This is a genomic window from Bacillus sp. BML-BC051 (genome assembly GCF_019656175.1).
GTDB lineage: Bacteria > Bacillota > Bacilli > Bacillales > Bacillaceae_G > Bacillus_A > Bacillus_A mobilis.
Genome location: NZ_BPLI01000009.1, coordinates 93,385 through 119,216 on the forward strand (window position 1 = coordinate 93,385; position 25,832 = coordinate 119,216).

The 25,832-nt window shown below is 36.7% G+C and carries 30 protein-coding genes; 26 read left to right on the plus strand and 4 right to left on the minus strand.

The annotated features are described in order from the left end of the window. The first annotated feature begins 64 nt into the window (after positions 1-64). The 11 genes from K5S59_RS02955 to K5S59_RS03005 all read left to right on the plus strand — a co-directional run bounded on the left by K5S59_RS02955 (position 65) and on the right by K5S59_RS03005 (position 9,433). Positions 65-331, plus strand: coding sequence for an IreB family regulatory phosphoprotein (locus K5S59_RS02955; protein ID WP_000348590.1), 267 nt, complete (start codon positions 65-67; stop codon positions 329-331). A 3-nt stretch (positions 332-334) separates the two neighbouring features. Then, positions 335-748: a Holliday junction resolvase RuvX gene (ruvX, locus tag K5S59_RS02960; protein ID WP_001221204.1), complete on the plus strand. Its 414-nt coding sequence runs from the start codon at positions 335-337 to the stop codon at positions 746-748. 12 nt (positions 749-760) lie between these two features. Beyond that, positions 761-1,039 (plus strand): DUF1292 domain-containing protein, encoded by a 279-nt coding sequence (locus K5S59_RS02965; RefSeq protein WP_000392245.1) that lies wholly within the window; start codon positions 761-763, stop codon positions 1,037-1,039. A gap of 220 nt (positions 1,040-1,259) precedes the next feature. Continuing rightward, positions 1,260-2,330: an endolytic transglycosylase MltG gene (mltG, locus tag K5S59_RS02970; RefSeq protein ID WP_000572150.1), complete on the plus strand. Its 1,071-nt coding sequence runs from the start codon at positions 1,260-1,262 to the stop codon at positions 2,328-2,330. A gap of 202 nt (positions 2,331-2,532) precedes the next feature. Beyond that, positions 2,533-3,174, plus strand: a complete 642-nt coding sequence (locus tag K5S59_RS02975) for an O-methyltransferase (protein WP_000389094.1) — start codon at positions 2,533-2,535, stop codon at positions 3,172-3,174. 7 nt (positions 3,175-3,181) lie between these two features. After that, positions 3,182-4,111 carry a peptidase U32 family protein gene (locus K5S59_RS02980; protein WP_000742772.1) on the plus strand — a complete coding sequence of 310 codons (930 nt, stop codon included), beginning with the start codon at positions 3,182-3,184 and terminating at the stop codon, positions 4,109-4,111. A gap of 18 nt (positions 4,112-4,129) precedes the next feature. Then, positions 4,130-5,410: a peptidase U32 family protein gene (locus K5S59_RS02985; RefSeq protein WP_000217964.1), complete on the plus strand. Its 1,281-nt coding sequence runs from the start codon at positions 4,130-4,132 to the stop codon at positions 5,408-5,410. Positions 5,411-5,428: 18 nt separating this feature from the next. Further along, positions 5,429-6,067 (plus strand): uridine kinase, encoded by a 639-nt coding sequence (gene udk / locus K5S59_RS02990; protein ID WP_000537082.1) that lies wholly within the window; start codon positions 5,429-5,431, stop codon positions 6,065-6,067. Between the two features lie 278 nt (positions 6,068-6,345). Beyond that, entirely contained in the window at positions 6,346-6,822 is a 477-nt protein-coding gene (gene greA, locus K5S59_RS02995) for a transcription elongation factor GreA (RefSeq protein ID WP_000179964.1), read from the plus strand. Between the two features lie 92 nt (positions 6,823-6,914). Then, on the plus strand, positions 6,915-8,669 hold the full coding sequence (locus K5S59_RS03000) for a peptidoglycan D,D-transpeptidase FtsI family protein (RefSeq protein WP_120450891.1): 1,755 nt from the start codon (positions 6,915-6,917) through the stop codon (positions 8,667-8,669). A 116-nt stretch (positions 8,670-8,785) separates the two neighbouring features. After that, on the plus strand, positions 8,786-9,433 hold the full coding sequence (locus tag K5S59_RS03005) for a YrrS family protein (RefSeq protein ID WP_061677217.1): 648 nt from the start codon (positions 8,786-8,788) through the stop codon (positions 9,431-9,433). A gap of 35 nt (positions 9,434-9,468) precedes the next feature. Here K5S59_RS03005 and K5S59_RS03010 read toward each other — a convergent pair whose 3' ends face one another. Continuing rightward, positions 9,469-9,684, minus strand: coding sequence for a YrzA family protein (locus K5S59_RS03010; protein WP_000010984.1), 216 nt, complete (start codon positions 9,682-9,684; stop codon positions 9,469-9,471). A gap of 136 nt (positions 9,685-9,820) precedes the next feature. On the opposite strand from K5S59_RS03010, the gene K5S59_RS03015 reads away from it, so the two are divergent. The 13 genes from K5S59_RS03015 (at position 9,821) to K5S59_RS03075 (ending at position 21,641) form a co-directional block, all read left to right on the plus strand. After that, on the plus strand, positions 9,821-10,459 hold the full coding sequence (locus K5S59_RS03015) for a class I SAM-dependent DNA methyltransferase (RefSeq protein ID WP_000536334.1): 639 nt from the start codon (positions 9,821-9,823) through the stop codon (positions 10,457-10,459). A gap of 14 nt (positions 10,460-10,473) precedes the next feature. Further along, positions 10,474-11,169, plus strand: coding sequence for a 5'-methylthioadenosine/S-adenosylhomocysteine nucleosidase (mtnN, locus tag K5S59_RS03020; protein ID WP_001217038.1), 696 nt, complete (start codon positions 10,474-10,476; stop codon positions 11,167-11,169). Positions 11,170-11,251: 82 nt separating this feature from the next. Further along, positions 11,252-12,175, plus strand: a complete 924-nt coding sequence (locus K5S59_RS03025) for an O-acetylserine dependent cystathionine beta-synthase (RefSeq protein WP_001103869.1) — start codon at positions 11,252-11,254, stop codon at positions 12,173-12,175. A gap of 3 nt (positions 12,176-12,178) precedes the next feature. Continuing rightward, positions 12,179-13,312 (plus strand): bifunctional cystathionine gamma-lyase/homocysteine desulfhydrase, encoded by a 1,134-nt coding sequence (locus tag K5S59_RS03030; RefSeq protein WP_212981827.1) that lies wholly within the window; start codon positions 12,179-12,181, stop codon positions 13,310-13,312. A gap of 260 nt (positions 13,313-13,572) precedes the next feature. After that, positions 13,573-16,176, plus strand: coding sequence for a bifunctional acetaldehyde-CoA/alcohol dehydrogenase (adhE, locus tag K5S59_RS03035; RefSeq protein WP_098237844.1), 2,604 nt, complete (start codon positions 13,573-13,575; stop codon positions 16,174-16,176). Between the two features lie 126 nt (positions 16,177-16,302). Continuing rightward, complete coding sequence (locus tag K5S59_RS03040) at positions 16,303-16,530, plus strand: YrhC family protein (protein WP_033656403.1); 228 nt, start codon at positions 16,303-16,305, stop codon at positions 16,528-16,530. Between the two features lie 157 nt (positions 16,531-16,687). Next, positions 16,688-17,635 carry an ABC transporter substrate-binding protein gene (locus K5S59_RS03045; RefSeq protein ID WP_000748442.1) on the plus strand — a complete coding sequence of 316 codons (948 nt, stop codon included), beginning with the start codon at positions 16,688-16,690 and terminating at the stop codon, positions 17,633-17,635. 5 nt (positions 17,636-17,640) lie between these two features. Continuing rightward, on the plus strand, positions 17,641-18,669 hold the full coding sequence (locus K5S59_RS03050; protein WP_002073080.1) for a FecCD family ABC transporter permease: 1,029 nt from the start codon (positions 17,641-17,643) through the stop codon (positions 18,667-18,669). Beyond that, a complete protein-coding gene (locus K5S59_RS03055) occupies positions 18,656-19,474 on the plus strand; it encodes an ABC transporter ATP-binding protein (RefSeq protein WP_120450889.1) in 819 nt (272 codons plus the stop codon). The genes K5S59_RS03050 and K5S59_RS03055 overlap by 14 nt, the downstream gene beginning before the upstream one ends. After that, complete coding sequence (locus tag K5S59_RS03060) at positions 19,441-19,836, plus strand: ankyrin repeat domain-containing protein (protein WP_001258464.1); 396 nt, start codon at positions 19,441-19,443, stop codon at positions 19,834-19,836. The genes K5S59_RS03055 and K5S59_RS03060 overlap by 34 nt, the downstream gene beginning before the upstream one ends. Before the next feature lie 308 nt (positions 19,837-20,144). Continuing rightward, the gene (locus K5S59_RS03065) at positions 20,145-20,651 is read left to right on the plus strand and encodes a GNAT family N-acetyltransferase (protein WP_000469126.1); all 507 of its coding nucleotides are present in this window, start codon (positions 20,145-20,147) and stop codon (positions 20,649-20,651) included. Between the two features lie 56 nt (positions 20,652-20,707). Then, the gene (locus K5S59_RS03070; RefSeq protein WP_000276120.1) at positions 20,708-21,166 is read left to right on the plus strand and encodes a GNAT family N-acetyltransferase; all 459 of its coding nucleotides are present in this window, start codon (positions 20,708-20,710) and stop codon (positions 21,164-21,166) included. A gap of 97 nt (positions 21,167-21,263) precedes the next feature. Further along, positions 21,264-21,641, plus strand: coding sequence for a hotdog family protein (locus K5S59_RS03075; RefSeq protein ID WP_000025011.1), 378 nt, complete (start codon positions 21,264-21,266; stop codon positions 21,639-21,641). A 33-nt stretch (positions 21,642-21,674) separates the two neighbouring features. On the opposite strand, the gene K5S59_RS03080 is transcribed toward K5S59_RS03075, so the two are convergent. Continuing rightward, positions 21,675-22,220 (minus strand): helix-turn-helix domain-containing protein, encoded by a 546-nt coding sequence (locus K5S59_RS03080; RefSeq protein WP_001020698.1) that lies wholly within the window; start codon positions 22,218-22,220, stop codon positions 21,675-21,677. A gap of 156 nt (positions 22,221-22,376) precedes the next feature. On the opposite strand from K5S59_RS03080, the gene K5S59_RS03085 reads away from it, so the two are divergent. Together K5S59_RS03085 and K5S59_RS03090 are read left to right on the plus strand one after the other, a co-directional pair. Further along, positions 22,377-22,781, plus strand: coding sequence for a DoxX family protein (locus K5S59_RS03085; protein WP_001071551.1), 405 nt, complete (start codon positions 22,377-22,379; stop codon positions 22,779-22,781). 21 nt (positions 22,782-22,802) lie between these two features. Continuing rightward, a complete protein-coding gene (locus tag K5S59_RS03090; protein ID WP_000009824.1) occupies positions 22,803-23,660 on the plus strand; it encodes a VOC family protein in 858 nt (285 codons plus the stop codon). A gap of 17 nt (positions 23,661-23,677) precedes the next feature. Here the strand turns inward: K5S59_RS03090 and K5S59_RS03095 are convergent, their stop codons facing one another. Both K5S59_RS03095 and K5S59_RS03100 read right to left on the minus strand, forming a co-directional pair. Continuing rightward, positions 23,678-23,992: a 4a-hydroxytetrahydrobiopterin dehydratase gene (locus K5S59_RS03095; protein ID WP_000979537.1), complete on the minus strand. Its 315-nt coding sequence runs from the start codon at positions 23,990-23,992 to the stop codon at positions 23,678-23,680. Continuing rightward, on the minus strand, positions 23,973-25,727 hold the full coding sequence (locus K5S59_RS03100; RefSeq protein ID WP_120450888.1) for an aromatic amino acid hydroxylase: 1,755 nt from the start codon (positions 25,725-25,727) through the stop codon (positions 23,973-23,975). Before K5S59_RS03100 ends, K5S59_RS03095 begins: the two co-directional genes overlap by 20 nt. Positions 25,728-25,832: the final 105 nt, after the last annotated feature.

The window sequence follows — 25,832 nt, forward strand, 5'->3', positions numbered from 1 at the left end:
GTACAATGGTAGGGAGAGGAGAAGTTCTTCTCCCTATACTTACTATATAAGTGAGGTGCTTGAAATGGACGGTTTTGATAAAACAATGAAGTTTAGCATTCAAGATGAAAAACAGAGTGTCCATGTAAATGATGTACTTTTAACTGTGTATGATGCACTTCAAGAAAAAGGCTATAATCCGATTAACCAAATCGTCGGTTATTTATTAAGTGGAGACCCAGCATACATACCTCGCCATAAAGATGCACGAAGCATCATTCGCAAGCTTGAACGTGATGAGTTAATTGAAGAGCTTGTGAAGTCGTACTTGAAACATCATCGTGAGGAGTAGTTTATGCGGATATTAGGTTTAGATGTAGGTACAAAAACAGTCGGAGTTGCAATGAGCGACGAAATGGGCTGGACAGCGCAAGGGCTGGAAACAATCAGGATTAACGAAGAACGAGGTCACTTTGGTTTTGATCGTATTTCTGAGTTAGTAAAGCAGTACAATGTGGACAAAATAGTAGTAGGTTTACCTAAAAATATGAATGGTACAATTGGCCCACGTGGTGAAGCGTGCCAGCAATTTGCAGAAAACCTGCGAAATCTGTTACAATTAGAAGTTGTAATGTGGGACGAGCGTTTGTCAACGATGGCAGCGGAACGTCTGCTCATTTCAGCTGATGTGAGTCGTAAGAAGCGAAAACAGGTAATTGATAAGATGGCTGCAGTCGTAATCTTACAAGGATTTTTAGATAGTAAATAAGAGGTGACCAAAATGGAAGAAAATCAAATTACAATTGTAGACGAAAAAGGTAACGAACATTTATGTGAAATTATTTTCACTTTTGATGCTGAAAAATTTGGCAAAAAATCATACGTAGTCTTCTCTCCAATCGGTGAAGTAGACGAAGATGGAGACCCAATTTATGATGCAATGGCTTATGAGCAAAATGAAGAAGAGGGCGGAAGTTTACTTCCAATCGAATCTGAAGAAGAGTGGGAAATGGTACAAGAAATGTTCAACACTCTAGCTGATGAGCAAGAAGCTGAATAATAAGTACTGAAAAGGTGGACGACATATAGTCCACCTTTTTTTATATGTAAAATGAAAGATTTTTTGTCGAAACCGTGTAATCCTTTGTAGTATAATGAGACGGATTGTAGAAAAATAAAATGTCTATCTAAAAAAAGATAAATAAATTTATTGTGTTTTTATATCGTGTTGTATAGAAAGATATACATACGGTCTACAATTTAATTAAGGAGGAAGAGTGTTGATAGAGAATCAAGTGAAAAAAAAGCGTAGACGTCTTTTTTTATTTTCGATTATTGCACTGCTTTTAGTTTGTGGTTCAGTCTATGCGTATATTTCATCCGCATTAGGACCAGTTGATAGCGGGAATAAAAAAGAGATTGAAGTAGAAATTCCAAAAGGATCATCTACTAGTAAAATTGGTGAGATTTTAGAAGAAAAAGGTACTGTGAAAAACGGTACAGTTTTTAGTTTTTATACAAAGGCTAAATCTAAAAATTTACAAGCGGGTACATATTTATTAAATCCTTCAATGAGTGCCTCAGATGTGATTGAACAAATGTCATCTGGTAGCGTTCATCGTCCAGCTCTTTATAAAGTGACGATAAAAGAAGGTGCGCAAGTAACTGAAATTGCAGAAACGGTTGCAAACGAATTAAAGTGGAATAAAGATGATGTTGTACGTCAATTAAACGATAAAGCATTTATTCAAAAAATGCAGCAAAAGTATCCGAAGTTATTAACGGATAAAATCTTTGATAGCAATATTAAATATCCATTAGAAGGTTATTTATATCCTGCGACGTACTCTTTCTATAAAAAAGATACGACGTTAGAAGAAATTGTAATTCCGATGCTTGAGAAAACGAATGCAATCATTGTTCAAAACGAGGCAAAAATGAAAGCGAAGAACTGGGATGTTCATCAGCTGTTAACATTGTCTTCACTTATTGAAGAAGAGGCAACAGGCTTTACAGACCGTCAAAAAATCTCTAGTGTCTTTTATAATCGTTTAGCGAAAGGTATGCCACTGCAAACTGATCCAACGGTATTATACGCACTTGGAAAGCATAAACAACGTGTATTATACGAAGATTTAAAGATAAACTCACCGTACAATACGTATGTTGTGAAAGGATTGCCGGTTGGTCCAATCGCAAACTCTGGTAAACATTCAGTGGAAGCGGCGTTAGAGCCTGCGCAAACAGATTATTATTATTTCTTAGCTGCACCAACTGGTGAAGTGTACTATGCGAAAACATTAGAAGAGCATAATGCATTAAAGCAAAAATATATTACGAAAAAACAGTGAAAAGGGGAGGGGTAGCGAAAAATGTCGCACATCCCTCTTTTTTGTGGTAAAATATATCGGGTTAAAAACTGGCAGAAGAATCGTTTTTAATATCAAAACGGGACGTACAAGCTAAGGGTAAAGCTGGCTTGTATTTTTATTGCATTCTATGTGTGAAAAGACGTCATAGAGGCACTTCTCCATGTAAATAAGGAGGACCATTATGGAGGATGCAGTTAACGAGTACCTATTATCATTTATTGATCCAAAAGATAAATTAATTCTTGAAATGGAAGATTATGCGAAAGAAAATCATGTGCCGATTATGGATCGACTTGGAATGGAATTTATGTTGCAATTTTTACGTTTAATTGGACCAAAAAGCATTTTAGAGCTTGGTACAGCAATTGGTTATTCTAGTATTCGTATGATGCAAGCTATTCCAAATTCTCGCATTGTGACAGTTGAGCGCAATCGCGAGCGATATGAAAAAGCGCTTGAATATATAGAACGTTCACCAGTTAAAGAGCGTATTTCCGTTATTTACGGTGATGCGTTAGAAACAGGTGAGCAAGTAGAAGAACATGGAACATTTGATGTTATTTTTATTGATGCAGCAAAAGGACAATATCGTCGCTTTTTTGACTTATATGAACCGTTATTAAATCCTGGTGGCGTAATTATTTCAGATAATGTTATGTACCATGGGCTTGTAACGACAAAAGAGAAAATTGAAAACAGACGTACACGTGGTTTAATCCGTCGTATTAAGACGTATAATGAATGGCTTATGAATCATGAAGGATATGATACAACGATTTTCCCAATTGGTGATGGAGTAGCTGTTAGTAAAAAGAGAGGGTGACCAAGGTATGAAGAAACCTGAATTGTTAGTAACGCCAAAAGCAGTGGCGGATATCGAACCTCTTGCGAAAGCAGGAGCAGATGCGGTAATGATCGGTGAGCAAAAGTTTGGTTTACGTTTAGCAGGGGAATTTTCACGTGAAGATGTGAAACAAGCTGTTAAGATTGCACATGAGAACGGTGTGAAAGTATACGTAGCAATGAACGCTATGTTTCACAATGATAAAGTAGACGAATTAACAGATTATGTTGCATTTTTAAACGAAGTAAGTGTAGATGCAATTGTTTTTGGAGATCCAGCAGTATTAATGGCGGTCCGAGAAGTAGCGCCGAATATGCAATTGCACTGGAATACAGAAACAACAGCAACAAACTGGTTTACTTGTAACTACTGGGGACAAAGGGGAGCAAAACGTGCTGTATTAGCTCGTGAGCTTAGCTTGGATGAAATTGTTGAATTAAAAGAAAATGCTGAAGTGGAACTTGAAGTGCAAATTCACGGTATGACTTGTATGTTCCAATCGAAGCGTTCATTAGTAGGAAACTACTTTGAGTATCAAGGACGTAATCTTGACATTGAAAAGAAAAAATATGAAGAGAATATGTTCTTATATGACCCAGAGCGTAACAATAAATATCCAATTTATGAAGATGAAAATGGTACTCACATTATGAGTCCAAACGATATTTGTTTCATCGATGAGTTAGAAGAGCTAATTGACGCTGGAGTCGATAGTTTAAAAATTGATGGTGTACTAAAAAGCTCTGCATACATTATTGAGGTAACGAAGAAATATCGTAAAGCAATTGATTTATGTGTAGAAAATCGTGATGCGTATTATGACGTGAAAGACGATTTATATAAAGAGATAGAAGAAATGCAACCAGTAAATCGTCCGTTAGACACAGGATTCTTCTTTAAAGAGACGGTTTACTAAACGAGGAGGGTGTAGGAAATGACTGTACAAGAAATTTCACGAGTGATCGATGGCAAACGCGTTATTGTGAAGAAACCTGAACTGTTAATCCCTGCGGGTAACTTAGAAAAATTAAAAGTAGCTATCCATTACGGGGCAGATGCTGTATATTTAGGTGGACAAGAATTTGGTCTTCGTTCGAATGCAGGTAACTTTACACTGGAAGATATGGCAGAAGGTGTTGAATTTGCAAAGAAATATGGAGCAAAAATATATGTAACAACAAATATCTTTGCACATAATGAAAATATGGACGGGCTAGAGGAATATTTAAAAGGGATTGAAAAAGCTGGCGTAACGGGAATTATCGTTGCTGATCCGCTTATTATTGAGACGTGTAAACGTGTAGCGCCTTCTGTTGAAGTGCATTTAAGTACACAACAATCACTATCCAACTGGAAAGCAGCACAGTATTGGAAAGAAGAAGGTTTACATCGTCTTGTGTTAGCTCGTGAAGCAAGCTATGAAGAAATGAAAGAAATTAAAGAAAAAGTGGATATTGAAATTGAAGCATTTGTCCATGGTGCAATGTGTATCGCATATTCAGGCAGATGTACGTTAAGTAACCATATGACAGCACGTGACTCTAACCGTGGTGGTTGTTGTCAATCTTGCCGTTGGGACTATGATTTAGTTCAAACAGTATCACAACATAAAGATGCAAAAGAGCTTCCTCTATTCCAAGAAGAAGATGCTCACTTTGCAATGAGTCCAAAAGACTTAAATTTAATTTTATCAATTCCGAAAATGATTGAAATTGGAATTGATAGCTTAAAAGTTGAAGGACGTATGAAATCAATCCATTACGTAGCGACTGTAGCAACGGTATACCGTAAAGTAATTGATGCGTATTGTGCGGATCCGGATAATTTTGAGTTTAAACAAGAATGGTTAGATGAGCTTGATAAATGTGCAAATCGTGATACAGCTCCGGCATTCTTTGAAGGGGTTCCAGGACATCAAGAGCAAATGTTTGGAAATCATAGTAAGAAAACAACGTATGATTTCGCTGGTTTAGTGTTAGATTATAATGAAGAAACGGGCATCGTAACGATTGAGCAACGTAATCATTTCAAACCAGGACACGAAGTGGAGTTCTTTGGACCAGAAATAGAAAACTTTACGCAGACGGTGGAGAAAATTTGGGATGAGGATGGAAACGAATTAGATGCAGCGAGACATCCGCTGCAAATCGTGAAATTCAAAGTGGATCAACCAGTGTATGTGAATAATATGATGCGCAAAAGCATACTTCAATAAGAAAGAGTTGATAGTCGAATGGGGACGAATAAGCCTGTTGTAATTGGAATTGCTGGTGGTTCGGGATCAGGTAAAACGAGTGTAACGAAAGCGATTTTTGACCATTTTAAAGGTCATTCTATTTTAATCTTAGAGCAAGATTATTATTACAAAGATCAAAGCCATTTACCAATGGAAGAGCGTTTAAAAACAAATTATGATCATCCGCTTGCATTTGATAATGATCTGTTAATTGAACATTTGCAGCAGTTGCTTGCATATGAGCAAATTGATAAGCCTGTATATGACTATACATTGCATACGCGTTCAGAAGAAGTTATTCCAGTTGAGCCGAAAGATGTAATCATTTTAGAAGGAATTCTTATTTTAGAAGACCCACGTCTTTGTGAGTTAATGGACATTAAACTATTCGTTGATACAGATGCAGATCTTCGTATTTTACGCCGCATGCAGCGTGACATTAAAGAGCGCGGTCGTACGATGGATTCAGTTATTGATCAATACGTAAGTGTTGTACGTCCAATGCACAATCAATTTATTGAGCCTTCTAAGAAATTTGCGGATATTATTATCCCTGAAGGTGGACAAAACCATGTTGCAATTGATATTATGGTGACAAAAATTGCAACAATTCTTGAACAAAAAGTAAATTTGTAATAGCATAGTAAAAGATATACGATAGGAAGGGATTTTTTCCCTTCCTATCGAATACAATGAAACATGCAACCTCATCTATATATAGGTGAGGGCATATTTATATCAACTTTCCATACATATCTTCTTTATATAAAGAAGAATTGGGAATACGGGGTTGTATGTGACAACTCCGCTAGTACAGGCGTGCTAGAAACCTCCGCTATACATATAAGTGGGGGAGTTTTCATATGGAACTCCTCTTTTTTTCGGGGGATTGGTATATAAAAGGAGTGGAAAATATGGCAACAGAAAAAACATACCCTATGACGCAAGAGGGTAAGCAAAAGCTAGAGAACGAACTTGAAGATTTAAAAACGGTAAAACGTAAAGAGGTTGTAGAGCGCATTAAGATTGCACGTAGCTTCGGGGATCTTTCTGAGAACTCTGAGTACGATGCAGCGAAAGATGAGCAAGCGTTCGTAGAAGGACGTATTACACAATTAGAAAACATGATTCGTAACGCAGTTATCATCACAGATAACGGTGAAGAATCTACAGTTGTTACATTAGGTAAAACAGTAACATTTAAAGAGTTACCAGGTGGAGATGAAGAATCTTACACAATCGTAGGTAGCGCAGAAGCAGATCCATTTGAAGGAAGAATTTCTAACGATTCTCCAATTGCAAAAAGCTTATTAGGTAAGCAAATTGGTGAGAAGGTAGCAATCCAAACTCCAGGTGGAGAAATGCAAGTAGAGATTATCTCTGTAAAATAATAAAAAATCACTCGTGTAAAAGCGAGTGATTTTTTTATTTGTATAAAAGATGAAACACTCCGTCCAAACTATAATAGACGAGGTGTTTTTTTATGAAAATAAAACGGAGAATCACAATTGTTTTAATTTGTTTTATATGTATCATGTTTATTTTACTTTGTCGTTTAATTCAAATACAAATTATAGATACAGAATCATTTACAGATCGTAAGATAAATTTAATTGAAAAAAGTGTTACACAACGGACGCAGTCCATTACGGTAGATGATGGACGAGGCCATTTTATAGATCGGAACGGTAAGGAAATAGGTGAGAAAAAGTATCCTGTTTTAATTGTTTTTCCATTTCTACAAATAAAAAATGACATGTTAGAGAAAATTGCGCATATCATTGGTGTGTCGAGACAAGAGATTGAAAGTCAAATGAAAGACAAGAAAAGTGCATTTATCGTGCAAAGGGGAGATGGACCATTTCACTTGGCACGAGAGCAGATGGAGAAGGTGAATCAATTAAATGTATTAGGTATTGTAGCAGCTGAAGTTCGTTTACGGCAAACTGACGCGATGAATCATTTAATTGGCAATGTAGGGGAGAATGAAAGAGAATTTCAAAAACGATACGGAGAAGTAAGAAGAATTTCAAGGAAAACGCCAATTGGCATTTCAGGATTGCAGCAATCATTTGATGAATTTCTTTTGACCGATGGAGAGGCAAAAGTATTGTATCAAGTGGACCGACAAGGAGAACCGATTTTTGGAAAACAAGCGAAATATACTGCGCCAGGAAATCCATTTTATCCAGTGACGATTCAAACTACTTTACATAACGGGTTACAGCAAAAAGCAGAAGAAGTGGTTGAAGCAAGCGAAATAAAGAAGGGAGGACTAGTATTACTTGATGTAAAGAAAAATGAAATTTTAGCGATGGTCAGTAAACCATCTGTGCAGGTGAAGGATGAGCGCTTATATACAACTACACTTGAAAATCAAATGTTAACACCACATTTTCCCGGTTCTGTTTTTAAAACAATAGTTGCAGCGGCAGTGATTGATCAAAATGAAAATGTGTTAAATCGTACATTTAATTGTAATCAAGATTTATATGGTGAAGACCACCCGCAAGTTATGATGGGTACACTTAGTTTTAAAGAGAGCTTTGCTAGAAGCTGTAACAGGACGTTTTCAGAGTTAGGTAATGAGCTAATACAAAAGGATAAGATGGTGTTAGAAACTTACGTAGCAGCTTTAGGAGCCGCTGGTAAGATTGGATGGAAAGGTTCTGTATTTCATACAACTCATTTTGAGCAAATGCCAGAGGAGAAGAAGGTTACGATTTGGGATAGTGAAGGAAATAAGAATAGTAAAAAGGCGGTAGCGCAAACAGCAATTGGACAGAAAGATGTACGTATGTCACCTCTAGCGATTGCAAATATGATGGCGACGATTGCTAGGGATGGAGAAAAGATGGAAGTGAAAGCTGTGGAAAAAATAAAGTATAAAAATGGAACGGACTTTTATACTTTTGAAGACCATACATTAGGTGGAAAACAGCTTTCGTATGAAGCGGTGAAAACATTACAAGAGTTATTAAGGGGCGTTGTAACAACGGAGAAAGGAACAGGAGCAGCATTCAGGTCGTTGCCACTAAGTGTCGCAGGAAAATCTGGGACAGCGCAAACAGGAAAAGGGACGAAAGTGAATCGGTGGTTTGCAGGTTATTTTCCGTATGAAAATCCAAGATATGCTTTAGTTGTCGTGGATATAGAAACGAATAGTAGTGAAAATAAAGTTACACCTATTTTCAAAGCTATCGTAGAATCAATCTATCGATTAGAGAATGAAAAGTAATCTTGCAATTCATAGTGAAATGTTTTCATTTCGTGAAAATATTATTGTAAATGTTCAACCTTTCTAGATTTAATGTTACAATAGCAAGTATGAAAAACTGCATGGAGGTTTGAAGAATGGCAGGAGGATCTAGATTCCAACAGAAACAACAAAAACGTCGTCAAAACGGTGTTTTAAATATTGCAATTGCAATTGTATTAATATTAGTAGCTATTGTATCATATCAATTGTTTGTTCCTGAAAGAAAAGAACAAGCGTCTTCTAGTGATAAAAAAGTAGCTCAGCAAACAACGAAAGAGAATAAGGCTGAGAAAGCTAAAGGTAAAGAAGAGACGAAGAAGAACGAGCAAGATAAGGCAGATGCTAAGAAGCAGGAAGAAGAGAAGCAAAAGGCTGAAGAAGAACAGAAAAAAGCTGAAGAAGAAGCGAAAGCTAACGAGAAAGTATCAGCTGAAAAAACACAGCCAAAGGCAACTGATGCTTATACGAAACCTTCTTGGAAGCCAGTAGGTACAGAGCAAGGTGCAACACCTGCGATGACGTTTAAAAAAGGTACAGCAGATTGGAATGAGATGAATCAAGCTATTTCAGCTGCAATTGACGTTCCAGTAGAGCAATTAGTTATCCATAGAATTGGAAATAACGGTAAGAATAAAGCTTACGGTAACGTACAAGATAAACAATCAGGCAAAAAATATTATGTGAATATTGATTGGGTAGACAATGAGGGCTGGAAACCAGTACTTGTTCAAACTCTAAACTAAAAAAGAGAAGCTCCTTAGGGGCTTCTCTTTTTTAGTTAGCGTAATTTCTTTAATTTAAAATGAACAACCGCGCTATAATATGGTCTTTTGCTTTCCGGATCCATAACCATTTGATGCGAGATGTGATGAACTTCAAGCATAAGTGCTTTATTATTATCGATTTGTTCACTAATTTTTCGTTCCAAAGAAGCTAAGTCTCCTGCTTCGAAAAACTCTACTTTATCTTCTAACATTTCAAAGGTAAATGACACGAAGACGACCCCTCTCCTATGTAATCAACTATAGTGTAACAAAGAAAAGAAGGAAATACCATGTACATTTCAATTGACATTTTTGGAAAGAGGGCATATTATACTGATAAAACCGATAAGAAAAAGGGGAATTTTTATGGGTACAGAATTTAATGGTTTATTTGATGAGTGGGCTCATACGTACGACTCATTTGTACAAGGCGAAGATATACAATATAAAGAAGTTTTCGCCCGTTATGAGGACATTCTAGAGGATGTAGTTAACAAGTCATTTGGTAATGTATTAGAATTTGGTGTTGGTACAGGTAATTTAACAAATAAATTATTACTTGCTGGCCGCACAGTTTACGGTATAGAACCGTCACGTGAAATGCGTATGATTGCAAAAGAGAAATTACCGCAAGAGTTTTCCATTACAGAAGGTGATTTTCTTTCGTTTGAAGTCCCAAATTCAATTGATACCATAGTAAGCACCTATGCATTTCATCATTTAACAGATGATGAAAAAAATGTAGCGATTGCGAAGTATAGTCAATTGCTAAACAAAGGTGGTAAAATAGTGTTTGCTGATACGATATTTGCAGATCAAGATGCATATGATAAAACTGTTGAAACAGCAAAACAAAGAGGTTTTCATCAGTTAGCAAACGATTTGCAAACGGAATACTATACACGTATTCCAGTCATGCAGTCTATTTTTGAAAACAATGGCTTCCATGTAACGTTTACGAGATTAAATCATTTCGTTTGGGTAATGGAGGCAACTAAGCAATAGAAAGAGGGATTAGATTGAGAATTGCTGTAATTGGAGCAATGGAAGAAGAAGTACGTATTTTACGTGACAAATTAGAACAAGCAGAAACAGAAACGGTTGCGGGTTGTGAATTTACGAAAGGACAATTAGCAGGACATGAAGTAATCTTGTTAAAGTCTGGTATTGGTAAAGTAAATGCAGCGATGTCAACGACAATTTTATTAGAAAGATATAAGCCTGAAAAAGTAATTAATACTGGTTCAGCTGGTGGCTTCCATCATTCTCTAAATGTTGGAGATGTAGTTATTTCAACAGAAGTTCGTCATCATGACGTAGATGTAACAGCATTTAACTATGAGTATGGTCAAGTACCAGGAATGCCGCCTGGATTCAAGGCTGATGAAGCATTAGTTGCATTAGCTGAGAAATGTATGCAGGCAGAAGAAAATATTCAAGTTGTAAAAGGTATGATCGCAACAGGTGATTCATTTATGAGTGATCCGAACCGCGTTGCAGCAATTCGTGATAAATTTGAAGATCTTTATGCAGTAGAAATGGAAGCAGCAGCTGTTGCACAAGTATGCCACCAATACGAAGTTCCGTTTGTTATTATTCGTGCACTTTCTGATATTGCTGGTAAAGAATCAAATGTTTCATTTGATCAATTTTTAGATCAAGCAGCTCTTCATTCTACAAACTTTATCGTAAAAGTACTAGAAGAGTTAAAGTAATGTAACAAAAAGGCAACTGTCTCATATAAAGAAAATACATACAGTTGCCTTTTCTTTATTGGCAAATAAGGGGGAGAACACGATGAATGTATATCGTGGAGTTCATGAGTTGATTGGTCATACACCAATTGTAGAAATTACTCGTTTTTCACTTCCGGAAGGGGTCCGTTTATTTGCAAAGCTTGAATTTTATAACCCAGGTGGAAGCGTTAAGGACCGTTTAGGAAGAGAATTAATCGAAGATGCTCTAGAAAAAGGGCTTGTTACCCAGGGTGGAACAATTATTGAACCGACTGCTGGAAATACTGGTATTGGACTGGCACTTGCAGCGTTACAACATGATTTACGCGTTATTGTTTGTGTACCAGAGAAATTTAGTATTGAAAAGCAAGAACTAATGAAAGCACTAGGTGCAACGGTCGTGCATACACCAACTGAGCAAGGAATGACCGGTGCAATTGCAAAAGCAAAAGAATTAGTAAATGAAATACCGAATTCATACTCTCCAAGTCAGTTTGCGAATGAAGCAAACCCACGTGCTTATTTCAAAACACTAGGTCCTGAACTTTGGGATGCACTGAACGGAGAGATTAACATATTTGTTGCTGGAGCAGGAACTGGTGGTACATTCATGGGGACTGCATCTTATTTGAAAGAAAAAAATATAGGTATAAAAACGGTTATTGTGGAACCAGAAGGATCCATTTTAAATGGTGGTAAAGCTGGTTCGCATGAAACAGAAGGGATTGGCCTTGAATTCATCCCACCATTTTTGAAAACATCTTATTTTGATGAAATTCATACAATTTCTGATCGAAATGCATTTTTACGAGTGAAGGAATTAGCCCAAAAAGAAGGACTGCTTGTTGGGAGCTCGTCAGGAGCAGCATTTCATGCAAGCTTACTTGAAGCAGAGAAAGCGGCGCCAGGTACAAATATTGTAACGATTTTTCCAGACAGTAGTGAGCGCTATTTAAGTAAAGACATATATAAAGGATGGGAATAAAAAATGAGAGCAAAGACAAAGTTAATTCATGGTATTCGCATAGGAGAACCTTCAAATGGATCTGTAAATGTACCGATTTATCAAACAAGTACGTACAAACAAGAAGCAGTTGGTAAGCATCAAGGATATGAATATTCACGTACAGGTAACCCAACACGTGCAGCTTTAGAAGAAATGATTGCTGTATTAGAAAACGGTCATGCTGGTTTTGCATTTGGTTCAGGAATGGCTGCTATTACAGCTACAATTATGTTGTTCTCAAAAGGTGACCACGTTATTTTAACAGATGATGTGTATGGTGGAACGTACCGCGTTATCACAAAAGTATTAAACCGCTTCGGTATTGAGCATACATTTGTAGATACAACAAACTTAGAGGAAGTTGTAGAAGCAATTCGTCCAAATACGAAAGCGATTTATGTGGAAACACCAACGAACCCATTACTGAAAATTACTGATATTAAGAAAATATCTACTCTTGCTAAAGAGAAAGATTTATTAACAATTATCGATAACACATTCATGACGCCATATTGGCAGTCGCCGATTTCTTTAGGAGCAGACATTGTACTTCATAGTGCAACGAAATATTTAGGAGGTCACAGTGACGTAGTTGCAGGCCTAGTAGTTGTAAATAGCCCGCAATTAGCAGAAGACCTTCACTTTGTACAAAACTCAACAGGAGGCATTCTTGGCCCGCAAGATAGCTTCTTACTACTTCGTGGTTTAAAAACATTAGGAATTCGAATGGAAGAGCATGAAACGAATTCACGTGCAATTGCTGAGTTTTTAAATAACCATCCAAAAGTAAATAAAGTATATTATCCAGGTCTTGCATCACATCAAAACCATGAATTAGCAACAGAACAAGCAAGTGGATTTGGTGCTATTATCTCATTTGATGTAGATAGTGAAGAAACATTAAATGAAGTACTAGAGAAATTACAATACTTTACACTTGCTGAAAGTTTAGGAGCAGTAGAAAGTTTAATTTCTATCCCATCTCAAATGACACATGCATCAATCCCAGCAGATCGCCGCAAAGAATTAGGAATTACAGATACATTAATTCGTATTTCTGTCGGTATTGAAGACGGTGAAGATTTAATTGAAGATTTAGCACAAGCGCTAGCATAATAAAAATGCACTGCTAATATAGAGCAGTGCATTTTTATTATATTGTTTTGTGAAATATTTCACAAAATAGACATACACAAACGAAATAATTTCATGTATATTAAGTTCATGAAACGTTACTCACGAACAATCTTGTGAAATGTTTCACAAACAATGAGGTTCATGTAGGAAAGCAACTCTATTTTTTTTGCGCTAATCGGGACTTATTATGACCTATAGGGTCTTATTTAGTCCACGATAGCAGAATAGGAGGAATTTACATGGTAGTCAAAGAGAAAGTTGTAAATGAAATGCAGGAAGTAAAAGAGATGATTGATACGTTAGTGAATAACGGTCAAAAGGCCTTACAAGCATTAGAAAGTTTTACACAAGAGCAAATTGACAACATTGTTCATGAAATGGCGTTAGCAGGAGTTGATCAACATATGCCGCTTGCCAAGTTGGCTGTTGAAGAAACGGGTCGTGGTGTATATGAAGATAAATGTATTAAAAATATTTTTGCTACTGAATATATTTGGCATAGCATAAAGAAAGATAAAACAGTAGGGATTATTCACGAAGATCCTCATGAAGAAATAATAGAAATTGCAGAACCTGTCGGTGTAGTAGCTGGGGTAACGCCAGTAACGAATCCAACGTCGACAACAATGTTTAAAGCATTAATCGCGATAAAAACGAGAAATCCAATTATTTTCGCATTTCATCCTTCAGCACAAAACTGTTCCATTGCAGCGGCGAAAACAGTATATGATGCAGCGGTGAAGGCGGGTGCACCAAAACATTGTATTCAGTGGATTGAAAAACCTTCTGTAGAAGCTACGAAACAATTAATGAACCATGAAGGTGTTGCGCTTGTTTTGGCAACTGGAGGAGCAGGTATGGTGAAATCAGCTTATTCTACTGGAAAACCAGCGCTAGGTGTAGGTCCTGGTAATGTACCATGCTATATAGAGAAATCAGCGCATATAAAACGGGCTGTTAATGATTTAATTTTATCAAAAACATTTGATAACGGTATGATTTGTGCATCAGAACAAGCAATCATTGTAGACAAGGAAATTTATGATGATGTGAAAACAGAAATGATTGCAAACAATTGTTACTTTGTAACAGAAGAAGAGAGAAGAAAATTAGAAAAGCTTGTTATTAATGAAAATACATGTGCAGTAAATAGTGATATTGTAGGGAAATCAGCACAGTACATTGCCGCATTAGTTGGAATTACTGTGCCTGAAAATACAAAAATGCTTGTAGCTGAAATACAAGGTATCGGAGCAGCATATCCACTATCTCGTGAGAAACTGAGTCCAGTATTAGCTTGTGTAAAAGCAAATTCACTAGAAGAGGGACTTACATATTGCGAAGACATGTTAGACCTTGGTGGTTTAGGACATTCAGCAGTTATTCATTCTACAAATAAAGAAGTACAAAAGCAGTTTGGATTACGTATGAAAGCTTGCCGTCTTATTGTAAACGCCCCTTCATCACAAGGTGGAATCGGTGACATATATAATGGATTTATTCCATCACTTACGCTTGGTTGCGGTTCGTATGGGAAAAACTCAGTTTCTCAAAACGTAACAGCGACGCATTTATTAAATATAAAAAGGTTGGCAAATAGAAAAAAGAATATGCAGTGGTTCAAATTACCACCAAAAATTTATTTTGAAAAACATGCGACAGCATATTTAGCAAATATGCCTAACATTTCACGTGCATTTATTGTAACGGATCCAGGAATGGTTGAGCACGGATATGTAGATACGGTTACGCATTATTTACGTAAACATGCAAATGATGTAAAAGTTGAAGTTTTCTTTGAGGTCGAGCCAGATCCATCAGATGAAACTGTCTTTAAAGGTGCGGAAATGATGAGAAGTTTTAAGCCAGATGTAATTATTGCACTTGGTGGTGGTTCAGCGATGGATGCAGCGAAAGGGATGTGGCTTTTCTATGAGCACCCAGAAACAACATTCTATGGAATTAAACAGAAGTTTTTAGATATAAGAAAACGTACATGTAAATATCCGAAATTAGGAAGTAAGGCACAGTTTGTTGCTATTCCAACAACATCAGGAACAGGATCAGAAGTGACGCCATTCGCGGTTATTACAGATAAGAAAAATAATATAAAGTATCCACTCGCAGATTATGAATTAACACCAGATGTAGCAATTGTTGATCCACAGTTTGTAATGACAGTACCACCACATGTAACAGCAGACACTGGTATGGACGTTTTAACGCATGCAATCGAGGCGTATGTGTCTGTTCTAGCAAATGACTATACAGATGGATTAGCATTAAAGGCCATTGATCTCGTATTCAAATATTTACCAAGAGCATTTAAAGATGGAAATGACGAAGAAGCACGAGAAAAAATGCATAATGCTTCTGCAATCGCAGGGATGGCATTTGCAAATGCTTTCCTAGGTATTAATCATAGCTTAGCACATAAAATTGGACCAGAATTTCATATTCCGCATGGGCGTGCGAATGCAATTCTTATGCCGCACGTAGTTCGCTATAATGCTATTAAGCCAAGAAAACACGCATTGTTCCCAAAATATGAGTACTTTGTAGCTGATGAACGCTATGCACATATTGCGAGAATGCTTGGGCTTCCAGCAGGCTCAACAACAGAAGGCGTGGAATCACTCGTCCAAGCAATCATTGAACTTGGAAAAAGTTTAAATATTAATATGAGTATTGCGGGACAAGGAGTTGCTAAGGACCAGTTTGAAGAGGTTGTTGGATTATTAGCAGAAAGAGCTTTTGAAGATCAATGTACAACAGCTAATCCAAAATTACCTCTTATTTCAGAGCTGAAAGAAATTTATATGGAAGCATATAAAGGAGAGTAATGCTTATGAAAGAGTCGCAATAAAGCGGCTCTTTTTCTTTTGGAAAACATCTCCCAGAATGTCTGTATTTACTTGTCTTTAAGTGTAATAGAATATGATACAGTGAAATGGAGGAGTGAGAATATGATGAAAGAATTACAAGAAAAAATAGCAGATTATACTCGGTTTGGACAAATTCTTCTCGCTGTAAGTACATTGTTAATGGTTGGCTTGTTGATTCCGAATGGAGCAAAAGAAGCAATACAATCTTTTGTTATGATGGGGAGCATCGTTATATTTTTAAGTTTATCCTTCTTTTTCTTCCAGCGTGTGAAAGTGATGCGAGACGAGTTAGAGGGAAACGAATGTGAATAATATTGATAAATAGAGCGTTACAAAAAGAAGGAATTTTTTTTGTAACGCTTTTTGTTTTTTCTAGAAAATGTATGCGTTTTATATTGACAATGATAATCCTTATCAATTAAAGTAGAATAGTAGTTAATGATTATCATTATCAGTTAGAGGTGGAAGAATGAAAAAATCTATTACGCTATTCACAGCGATTTTATCTATTTTTTTCTTGTTAATAGGTTGCAATGCAAAGGAAAACGAAAAAGCATCTGCAACAAAAACAGAAAAAGGAAAAGAGAAAATCGAAGTTACCGACCTGTCAGGAAGAAAGGTAACATTCGATAAAGTGCCAGAGAGTTTTGCAACATTAAGTATGGGAGACATGAATATTATTCATGCGTTAGGCGGAAAAATAGTAGGTCGTCCGGATGCAAAAATAACGCTTCCAGAGGATATAAAGAAAGTACAAGTAATCGGGAATGCGCATCAGCCGAATTTTGAGCAAATTGCTAGCTTAAAGCCGGATGTACTTATTGCTAATAATGGGTTTCAAAAGAATGTTCCAACGGTGGAAAGACAAGGAACGAAAGTAATGATTTCTTCTGCAAATTCTGTACTAGATATTCAAAAGAATATTGAACTATACGGAACGATTATGAAGAAAGAAGATAAAGCAAAAGAACTTAACCAAAAAATTAATGATCAAATGAAGACATATGAGAAAAAAAGCGATGTAAAAGCATTGCTAGTGTATGGGGCACCAGGTACGTATTTAGCAGCATTACCAACATCTTTATCAGGTGATATTTTAGAAAAAACAGGCGGGAAAAATATTGCAGCTGATTTTCCGGAAATGAAGGAATATCCGCAATATGCGCAGCTAAGTGTAGAACGTATTATTGAGGCAAATCCAGATGTGATTTATTTAATTACACATGGAGATCCAAATAGCGTTAAAAAAGCATTTGAAGGCGAAATGATGAAAAATGAAGCGTGGAAAAATTTAGATGCAGTAAAACAAAATCGTGTAGTGATTTTGCCACCAGACTTATTTGGATCAAATCCTGGAACAAAAGTTACAGAAGCGATGGACTTTATGTATAAAAGTATACAAGATGTAAGGAAATGATACGTATGGAAAGTAGTGAAGTGGTAAGGGAAAAGGAACATCCTTTTGCGAAAAAAAGATGGATAATAGCAGTTACCTTAGTAGTATTAACGATTTTAGGTCTTTTTTACGGCCTTTTCGCAGGAAGTTTATCCTTTTCATTACGAGATATTCTAACAGGGATACAAGATGAAGGTTCGACGGTTCATCGAATTGTATGGGACCTTCGTATACCGAGAGTGCTAGTTGGATTTATAGTAGGAACGTGTTTAGCAGCATCTGGTGCCCTGCTACAAGGGGTTATGAGAAACCCTCTTGCAGACCCTGGTATAATTGGGGTTTCATCTGGAGCAGGCCTTGTAGCAATTGTAATTATGATTTTATTCCCTCAGCATATGGCTTTTTTACCGCTCGGAGCGTTTTTAGGAGCTTTCATAACGGCGATGGTCATTTATGCTTTATCATGGCAAAAGGGGGCACCACCTTCAAGGATTGTCTTAGTAGGTGTGTCAATCAATGCATTAATTGGTGCAGCCACGTCAGCGTTAATGTTATTACATAGTGATAAAGTACAATCCGTGTTGCCATGGTTAGCAGGTGGCATTGGTGGTGTAAGTTGGGCACATTTAAACATGATTATTTATTATGCAATATTCGCTATTATATTAGCCTTCTTTGGTATTAAACATATTCGAGTATTAATGCTTGGAGATGAAATGGCGAAATTATTAGGTCATAACGTGGAGAGAAGCCGGTTTTATTTAATAGTCGTAAGTACATTATTAGCTGGAATTGCGGTTAGTGTTTCTGGTCTTATTGGATTTGTCGGTCTTGTCGTACCACATATGTTACGTTTATTAGTTGGAAATGATTATAAATATTTATTGCCATTATCATGTCTTGGCGGAGGGATATTACTTGTTTTCGCGGATGCGATAGCTCGAAGTTGGTTCGATCCAATTGAATTGCCTGTTGGTATTTTATTATCCTTCTTAGGCGGTCCGTTCTTCTTATATTTAATTCATAGAGGAGGAAAACGAAGTGATTTCCGTTAACAAAGTGTTTTACGCACATTCTGAAAGATTTCAAATGCAAAATATGAATGTACATATTAAAGCTGGAGAGGTCGTTAGTTTAATTGGGCCGAATGGATCTGGGAAATCTACTTTGCTTCGTTTAGTGGCAAGACTACTTAAACAAAGCGAAGGTGATATCATTCTAGATGGAAAAAATATTCATACGATGAAAAGTGCCGATGTAGCGAAGCAATTAGCGATGTTACCACAAATGCATGATCATCAATTAGATTTAACAGTGAAAGAATTAATCGAATTTGGAAGAGGCCCTCATAAATCATGGAGCAGTCGCTTAAATAAAGAAGATGAAGAAATTGTTGATTGGGCATTGTCTGTTACAAATCTTGAAGGGTATGAATATCGTCTTTTACAATCTTTATCAGGAGGAGAAAGACAACGTGCCTGGATTGCAATGACGCTAGCACAGCGTACAAATGTTTTATTATTAGATGAGCCAACAACTTTTTTGGATATCGTTCACCAATTGGAAGTAATGGAACTTGTGAAACGATTAAACGAGGAGTTTGGCATGACAATTGTAATGGTTTTACATGATATTAACCAAGCGGCTCAATATAGCGATCGTTTACTTGTATTAAAGCAAGGGCAGCTTCAGTATGACGGTATACCAGAAGAAGTGTTATGTCATGAAATGTTTCAACGTGTGTTCGGCATCGAGGTAGATATTTTTCAAGGAAGCGACAAGCCATTTTTTACACCGAAAAGAATTTCTAAAAGGAGAGAGGCGCGATGCGAACAGAAGAACGTATTACCACTGAGTTAGTAAGGGAATTTGTTATGGTAGCTCACGGAGATTTAGAAAAAGTACAAGAACTGTTGGCTGAATCGCCAAGCTTACTTCATGCCTCTTACAATTGGGGTGGATCAGATTGGGAAAGTGCATTAGGAGCAGCGGCACATGTAGGTCGTAAGGATATTGCTCTCTATTTACTAGAAAAGGGTGCTCGAATGGATATTTTCGCGGCCGCTATGCTTGGGGAATTAGAAGTTGTACAAGCTATTTTAGTAGCACAACCAGAGGCATTGCGTGCATCGGGTCCACATGGTATTTCTCTGCTTCAACATGCACGAATGGGTGGAGAAAAAGCACAGCGTGTATTTGAGTACTTAACGGTGCTCTCCTAATGACCGCAAAGGTTCTTATGTGCGGTAAACTTTTCACTTTCATATAATTGAAAAGTTTACCGCCCGTTAGAACGGGATAAGTATCTAGTATATTTGAAAATCCTACACCCCCCTCAATTGTAGTTTTCTTTATGCTAGTTATGATATGGATGCAGTAGACAATATTTGTCTACTGCCTTTTTTAATTCTTCCGGGATTGAATATTCTGTATTTTATTGTTGGTTCCTTTATAATAGACAGTAACATTTAGTATATATTCAAAACATGGTCGTGTAGTTAAGTACAAACGAGTGGGAAGGAGTGCAGAGATGTTTCATACAGATCGTTTACAAATTCGTAAATATACAATGGATGATTTACAGTTCTACGCTTCGCTATGGGGAAATGAGAAGGTAATGCGCTATATTGGAAATGGGACGTTAAAAACATATATGCAATGTAAAAAAAGTTTGGAGGAGTGGGTGATTCCTAGCTATAAAAACGGCCTCGGTTTATTTGTATTGATTGAAAAGGAAACGGGAATACGAATTGGTCATGCAGGATTAGTAAAGCAGCAGATAGATGGAAAAGAGGAAATTGAAATTGGGTATTGGCTACTACCTCAGTATTGGGGAAAAGGGTATGCGAAAGAAGCAGCGGCAGCATTTAGAGACTATGGCTTCCAAGCGTTACGAATGAATAAATTAATTTCTCTTATTAATCCGGACCACCCTGCCTCCATCTTTGTTGCTAGAAAAACAGGACTTAGTTATGAGAAAACAACTTCATTTCATGGGATGGATGTTCTCGTTTATTCCATTAAGCATGTTGGATGAAAAAGGGTAAATTGCATCTTTTGAAGAATGGTATATAAAAATAAAGGGGGGATTACATGTATATTTATCATAATGGACTTATTATTCGTGAGGGAACGAATGGTGTACCTGCATATGCAATTAAAACTTTATTCGAAGATGCCGGTTGGAGCAATGATAATATCCCTTCCTGGCAAATTGAAAAATTCACGCTAGCATTTGAAAATTCAACATGGGCGTTCACAATTTGGGATGAAGAAGAGATGGTTGCAATGGTTAGGGTCATTTCTGATGGAATCATGGTCGCGAACATAGTAAATTTAGTTGTGAAATATGAATATAGAGGGAAGGGGTTAGGCAAGAAACTTGTCGCTCTTTGTTTGCAAAAGCTACCACATGGCGACTGGTTTGCACATACATCCGCGAGTAATTTTGATTTTTATAGAAGTTGTGGTTTTGAGGTGAGAGAGCTATCGAGCAATGGAACATGTGCGTATTATGGGTATCAAATAGCAAAAAAAGATGGGCATCGATAAAGAGAAAAAGGCTCGATATTCTAATAATATAAACTGAACTAAGACGCATTTTATGATAAAATAAAAGAAAATTCTGTTTATTATTAGGGGGATAAAAATGAGTATAAAAGTTGGGGATGTATTTAAATACGAAAGAAGATTTACTGAGGAAGAGGTTTTTGAATTTGCAAATATTACAGGAGATAAAGGTAGGCATCATATGGAATATGATGAAAATGGACGTTTAATGGTTCATGGTTTATTGACTGCTAGTATTGGAACGAAAGTAGGCGAAGAATTACATTACATAGCAAGAGAATTAGTAAGTGAGTTTATTAGACCGGTTTTTACAGGGGATACGATCACTTGTGAATTGACTTTAACAAATGTTGAACAGATGGAAGGATACAAAAAGGTTTCAATCGAGTCGGTTTATCGCAATCAACACGAAAAGACTGTACTAGTTGGGACAAGCTATGGAGTTATAAGGGGATAAAAAAGAAGCCTAATTTACAGGCTTCTTTTTTATTTAATAAACACGTTTTCGATTTTCTGCATGACTAGAGATGAGTAATAATGCCGTTTCTTCTCCTATATTACGCACGATATGAGGAACACATGCATTCCAAGAGAAAGAATCACCTTCTTCTACAATTGCAATATCTTCTCCGTGTTGAACTTCTAGTTTTCCGCGTAATACGAGGTGACACTCTTCCCCCTCATGGGCATTTGGTGAGTTTTCTTTCGGAAACCCAGCAGGAATTTCTACGAGATTTAGGCGGAGGCCACCTTGCTCTGCAACATGTTCAATTCTTTGTTCATCTTTTCCGTATACACTGTATTTACGTTCTACCTTTTTGACAACTTTCAACCGATCTTTTTGTTCTAACAATAAATAGGGAAGAGGAACGTTTAAAAAATTGGAGATCGTTTCTAAAGTTGAGATAGATGGTGAAGTTTTATTATTTTCGACCTGACTCATAAATCCTTTAGAAAGACCTGTTCCCTCACAAATTTGTGCGATTGTTATGCCTCTACGTTGACGAATTTCACGTATTGCAGAACCAATATTCATAAAATCAAGCTCCTTTTTGTAAACAACTATTTGTATCATAGCAAAAAAAATATATATTTTCCCAGTGAAAATGAATTGACGAATAAAAAAAAGTAGTGTATGTTTTGTAATGTAAATAAAAGTTTTGTATAAGAAAACTATAAAGGAGAGAATGAAATGAATCAACATATCGGTAACTTAATTATTCGTATCGTGTTAGGGGTAACATTCTTTATGCACGGTTTAACAAAATTCCAATCGGGGATTGACAATATTGCAGGGTGGTTTACAAGCATTGGTTTACCAGGAGGTCTTGCATACGGTGTAGCAACAGCGGAAGTAGTTGGTGGTATATTGTTAATTCTAGGTTTAGGTGTAAGATATATTGGATTATTATTTGCACTTGTAATGGTTGGAGCAATTGTAAAAGTAAAATGGTCAGCTGGTTTATTAGGAGATGGAAAAAATCCTGGCTTCGAATTAGAACTTGCATTGTTAGCGATGGGTGCGTACTTATTTGTTGCGAAAGCAGACGGTTTTGTAGATAATTTCTTAAAAGAGAGAATGTTAAAGAAGAACTAAATTAAATGGGAGGCTAACAAGATGAGTTTTCAACTTCATCCCGACACAACACTTGATGTTGTTCATTTATATGTATCAAATATAAAGAAATCACTAGAGTTTTATACAGAAGTACTAAGTATGAAAGTACTAAAAGAAGATGAAATGGTTGTTACATTTGGGAATGAAAATAACGAACCACTCCTTATCATTGAAGAAAAGAAAGAAGCTCTACCAAAGCAAAGAGGGAGAACGGGGTTATATCATTACGCAATCTTATTACCAAGCAGACAGGATTTAGCGAATATTCTTCGTCATCTTGTAGAAATGGTATATCCACTGCACGGCGGAGCCGACCATTACTTTAGTGAGGCCCTTTATTTAGCTGATCCAGATGGAAACGGGATTGAAATTTATCATGATCGCCAAAAAGAAGTTTGGCGTGATGAGAATGGAGAACTACCATTTGTTAGTAACCCGTTAGCTGGTGAAGAACTATTACAGCAAGGAAGTACATGGAATGGGTTTCCGGCGGGTACTGTGATGGGACATATTCATTTCCATGTAGCTGATTTGGAAGAAGCGAAACGTTTCTATGTGGATGGTCTTGGTTTTGAAGTAACAATCCCAGCTCGTAATGGAGCGTTGTTCGTATCGGCAGGTGGCTATCATCACCATATCGGTTTAAATACGTGGCAAGGTGAAGAAATACCGCCGCAAATGCCAAATTCCGTCGGCTTGAAATATTTCACAATTGTACTAGCGGATGAAAAACAAAAAGAGCAAGTATGTGAAAGCTTAAAAAATATTGGCAAAGTCGCTACGTACAAAGATGGAATATTACAAGTTGAGGACCCATTTGGACATTGTATTCATTTCAAAATGAAAGGAGAAGCCTAAAAAAGGCTTCTCTTTTTTTACTTTCTTATAATTGCTTTTTCGTTTTGTAAAAATAGTTCATCAAATTGCTTTGCAAGCTCAAAATCTAGTTTCGTTAAACCTTTAGCATTCCAAGATGACAAAGTAATAATGACTGCTTTATACTGGATAAGGATAAATGGATGGTGATTATGTTCTTCTGATAGTTTGGCGGCTTCAGAGACAAATTCGACTCCTTTTAAGTAGTCGGAAAACATATATTTTCGTTCAATCCATTTCTCATCTTTTACCATCCATTTATCTACCTTCAATAATTCCTCGTGAACCTCTTCTTCAGTTAATCTTAGCATCATTTTTCACATCCTTTATTGGAAGTAACGCAAGACCATTGTTAATAAGGCGTGTTACAGCTTCGTCAGTTGTGAAAGTAGAAAGTTGATGTAGTAATGTTGCCGATGTTTCATGCCCTTTGTTATGCTCTAAAAGTAACTCTAATACTTCAAGGCGCAGCAACCATTCTTTCGCATAAAATTTATTTAATACTTCTTGAATTGCTACTAATTGATCGATATGCGCGTCGTGTAAAATCTCCTCACTTCGAATATCTCGAACTGTTTGATACATACGTTCAAGTTCATTCAGTACAAGTGGAGCAGGAATTTCTTGAACTTCTTCATCCATCGGGAAAAATGTTGCTGCATCTGCGGCACCTGGGAATACTGAAGTGATTTGTGAGCCAACAGCCATATCAAATGTGCCCCATGAAGCATCAAATAAAACGCGGGTGTTATGAGTAACTGTGCAATCGATAAAGGAAATAAGAGCAATTTTCTTATTGTTTTTTACAATATCTGTTACTGTTCCTTTTACATGAATACCACTTGCAAAAGTAAACTCAGCGATAGTTCCAATTGTAATTCCTAATGATTGTAGTTGTTCGTCTGTACAAGTTTCTAATGCAATATTTTCAGTGAGTAATCCAATCGGTGTTCCAAATCCATCACTGTGTACAGAAGTAGAATGATTCGCTAACTGTTTATTATGAAGCGCTAATGCCGTTGGCGAATTTGTTCGCATGTAAATTAATTCACCTGCATCGTTTTCAATTGTCTCGCTAAATGTACCAGTAATTTGTAATCCGCTATTTAGCTCAGCTGTTGCATAGTTCTCGGAGCGAATTGCTTTTTCTAAACCTTCTTTTCCACCTGTTTTAAAGGCCATCGTTTTAGAAAATGTTTCAAGCGCATCTGTTAATTCTTCAAAGGATTTACAAACAAATAGTTGTGGTTGCATTTTTGTTACGTCATAAGTTGTCCCTATACATGCTTCGATAGAAAATGGAACCTTTTCTACAGCGTCAGTTAAGCAATGTTTGCTTTCGCCAACAGAAGAAAGGAGGCCAGCACCATATATTTTTGGATCATCTATATTTCCAATCAATCCATATTCTACTGTCCACCAGAAAAGACGTGAAATTTGTTCAGCTTCTGATAAACCAGAAACTAAGTTTTGTTTTTCAATTACAGCATTTTCAGCAGCCTTAACTTCATCAGGAGTAGAAGTAGGGCTTTCTTTTACTATCGTTAATGTACGAACAGCTTCAAATGCATCATGTTCTTCTTTTGTAGAGAAAGCTTTTGCACCAATTTGCCCAAAACGTTTCACATATTCTGCATATGTAGGATCAAGTAAAATCGGTGCGTGTCCTGCTGCTTCGTGTACGATATCTGGAGCTGGTGTGTACTCGATATTTTCTACTTTCCGAATATCTGTTGCGATCGGTAGTAATCCGTGTCCTTGAAAATCGAAGAATGCTACGCCGGGAATAAGTCCGTCAATCGTTACAGCGCCCCAGCCACTTGGTGCTAAACATTCATTCATTTCTTCTACTTTTGGAATTGCATCTATATTAATACCAGATGATTGTAGTCCGTTCACATAGGCTGGATGAGCAACGTCTTTTAAGAAGCTATGATTTTGTCTCATAATATAACGCCACACAGCGTGATTCACCGGTGTGTATTGATCATAATGTTGTGTGGATACGAATGGTTTTAAATGCGATGGAATTTCTGTTTTCTTTGTCATTTAGACATCCTCCTTTTTTTCAATAAAATTGAATATCGATTTCGTATAGCTTGTATCACCTCCTTTCATTTTTTTGTAAGCGCTTATAAAATTTTATCATAAGAT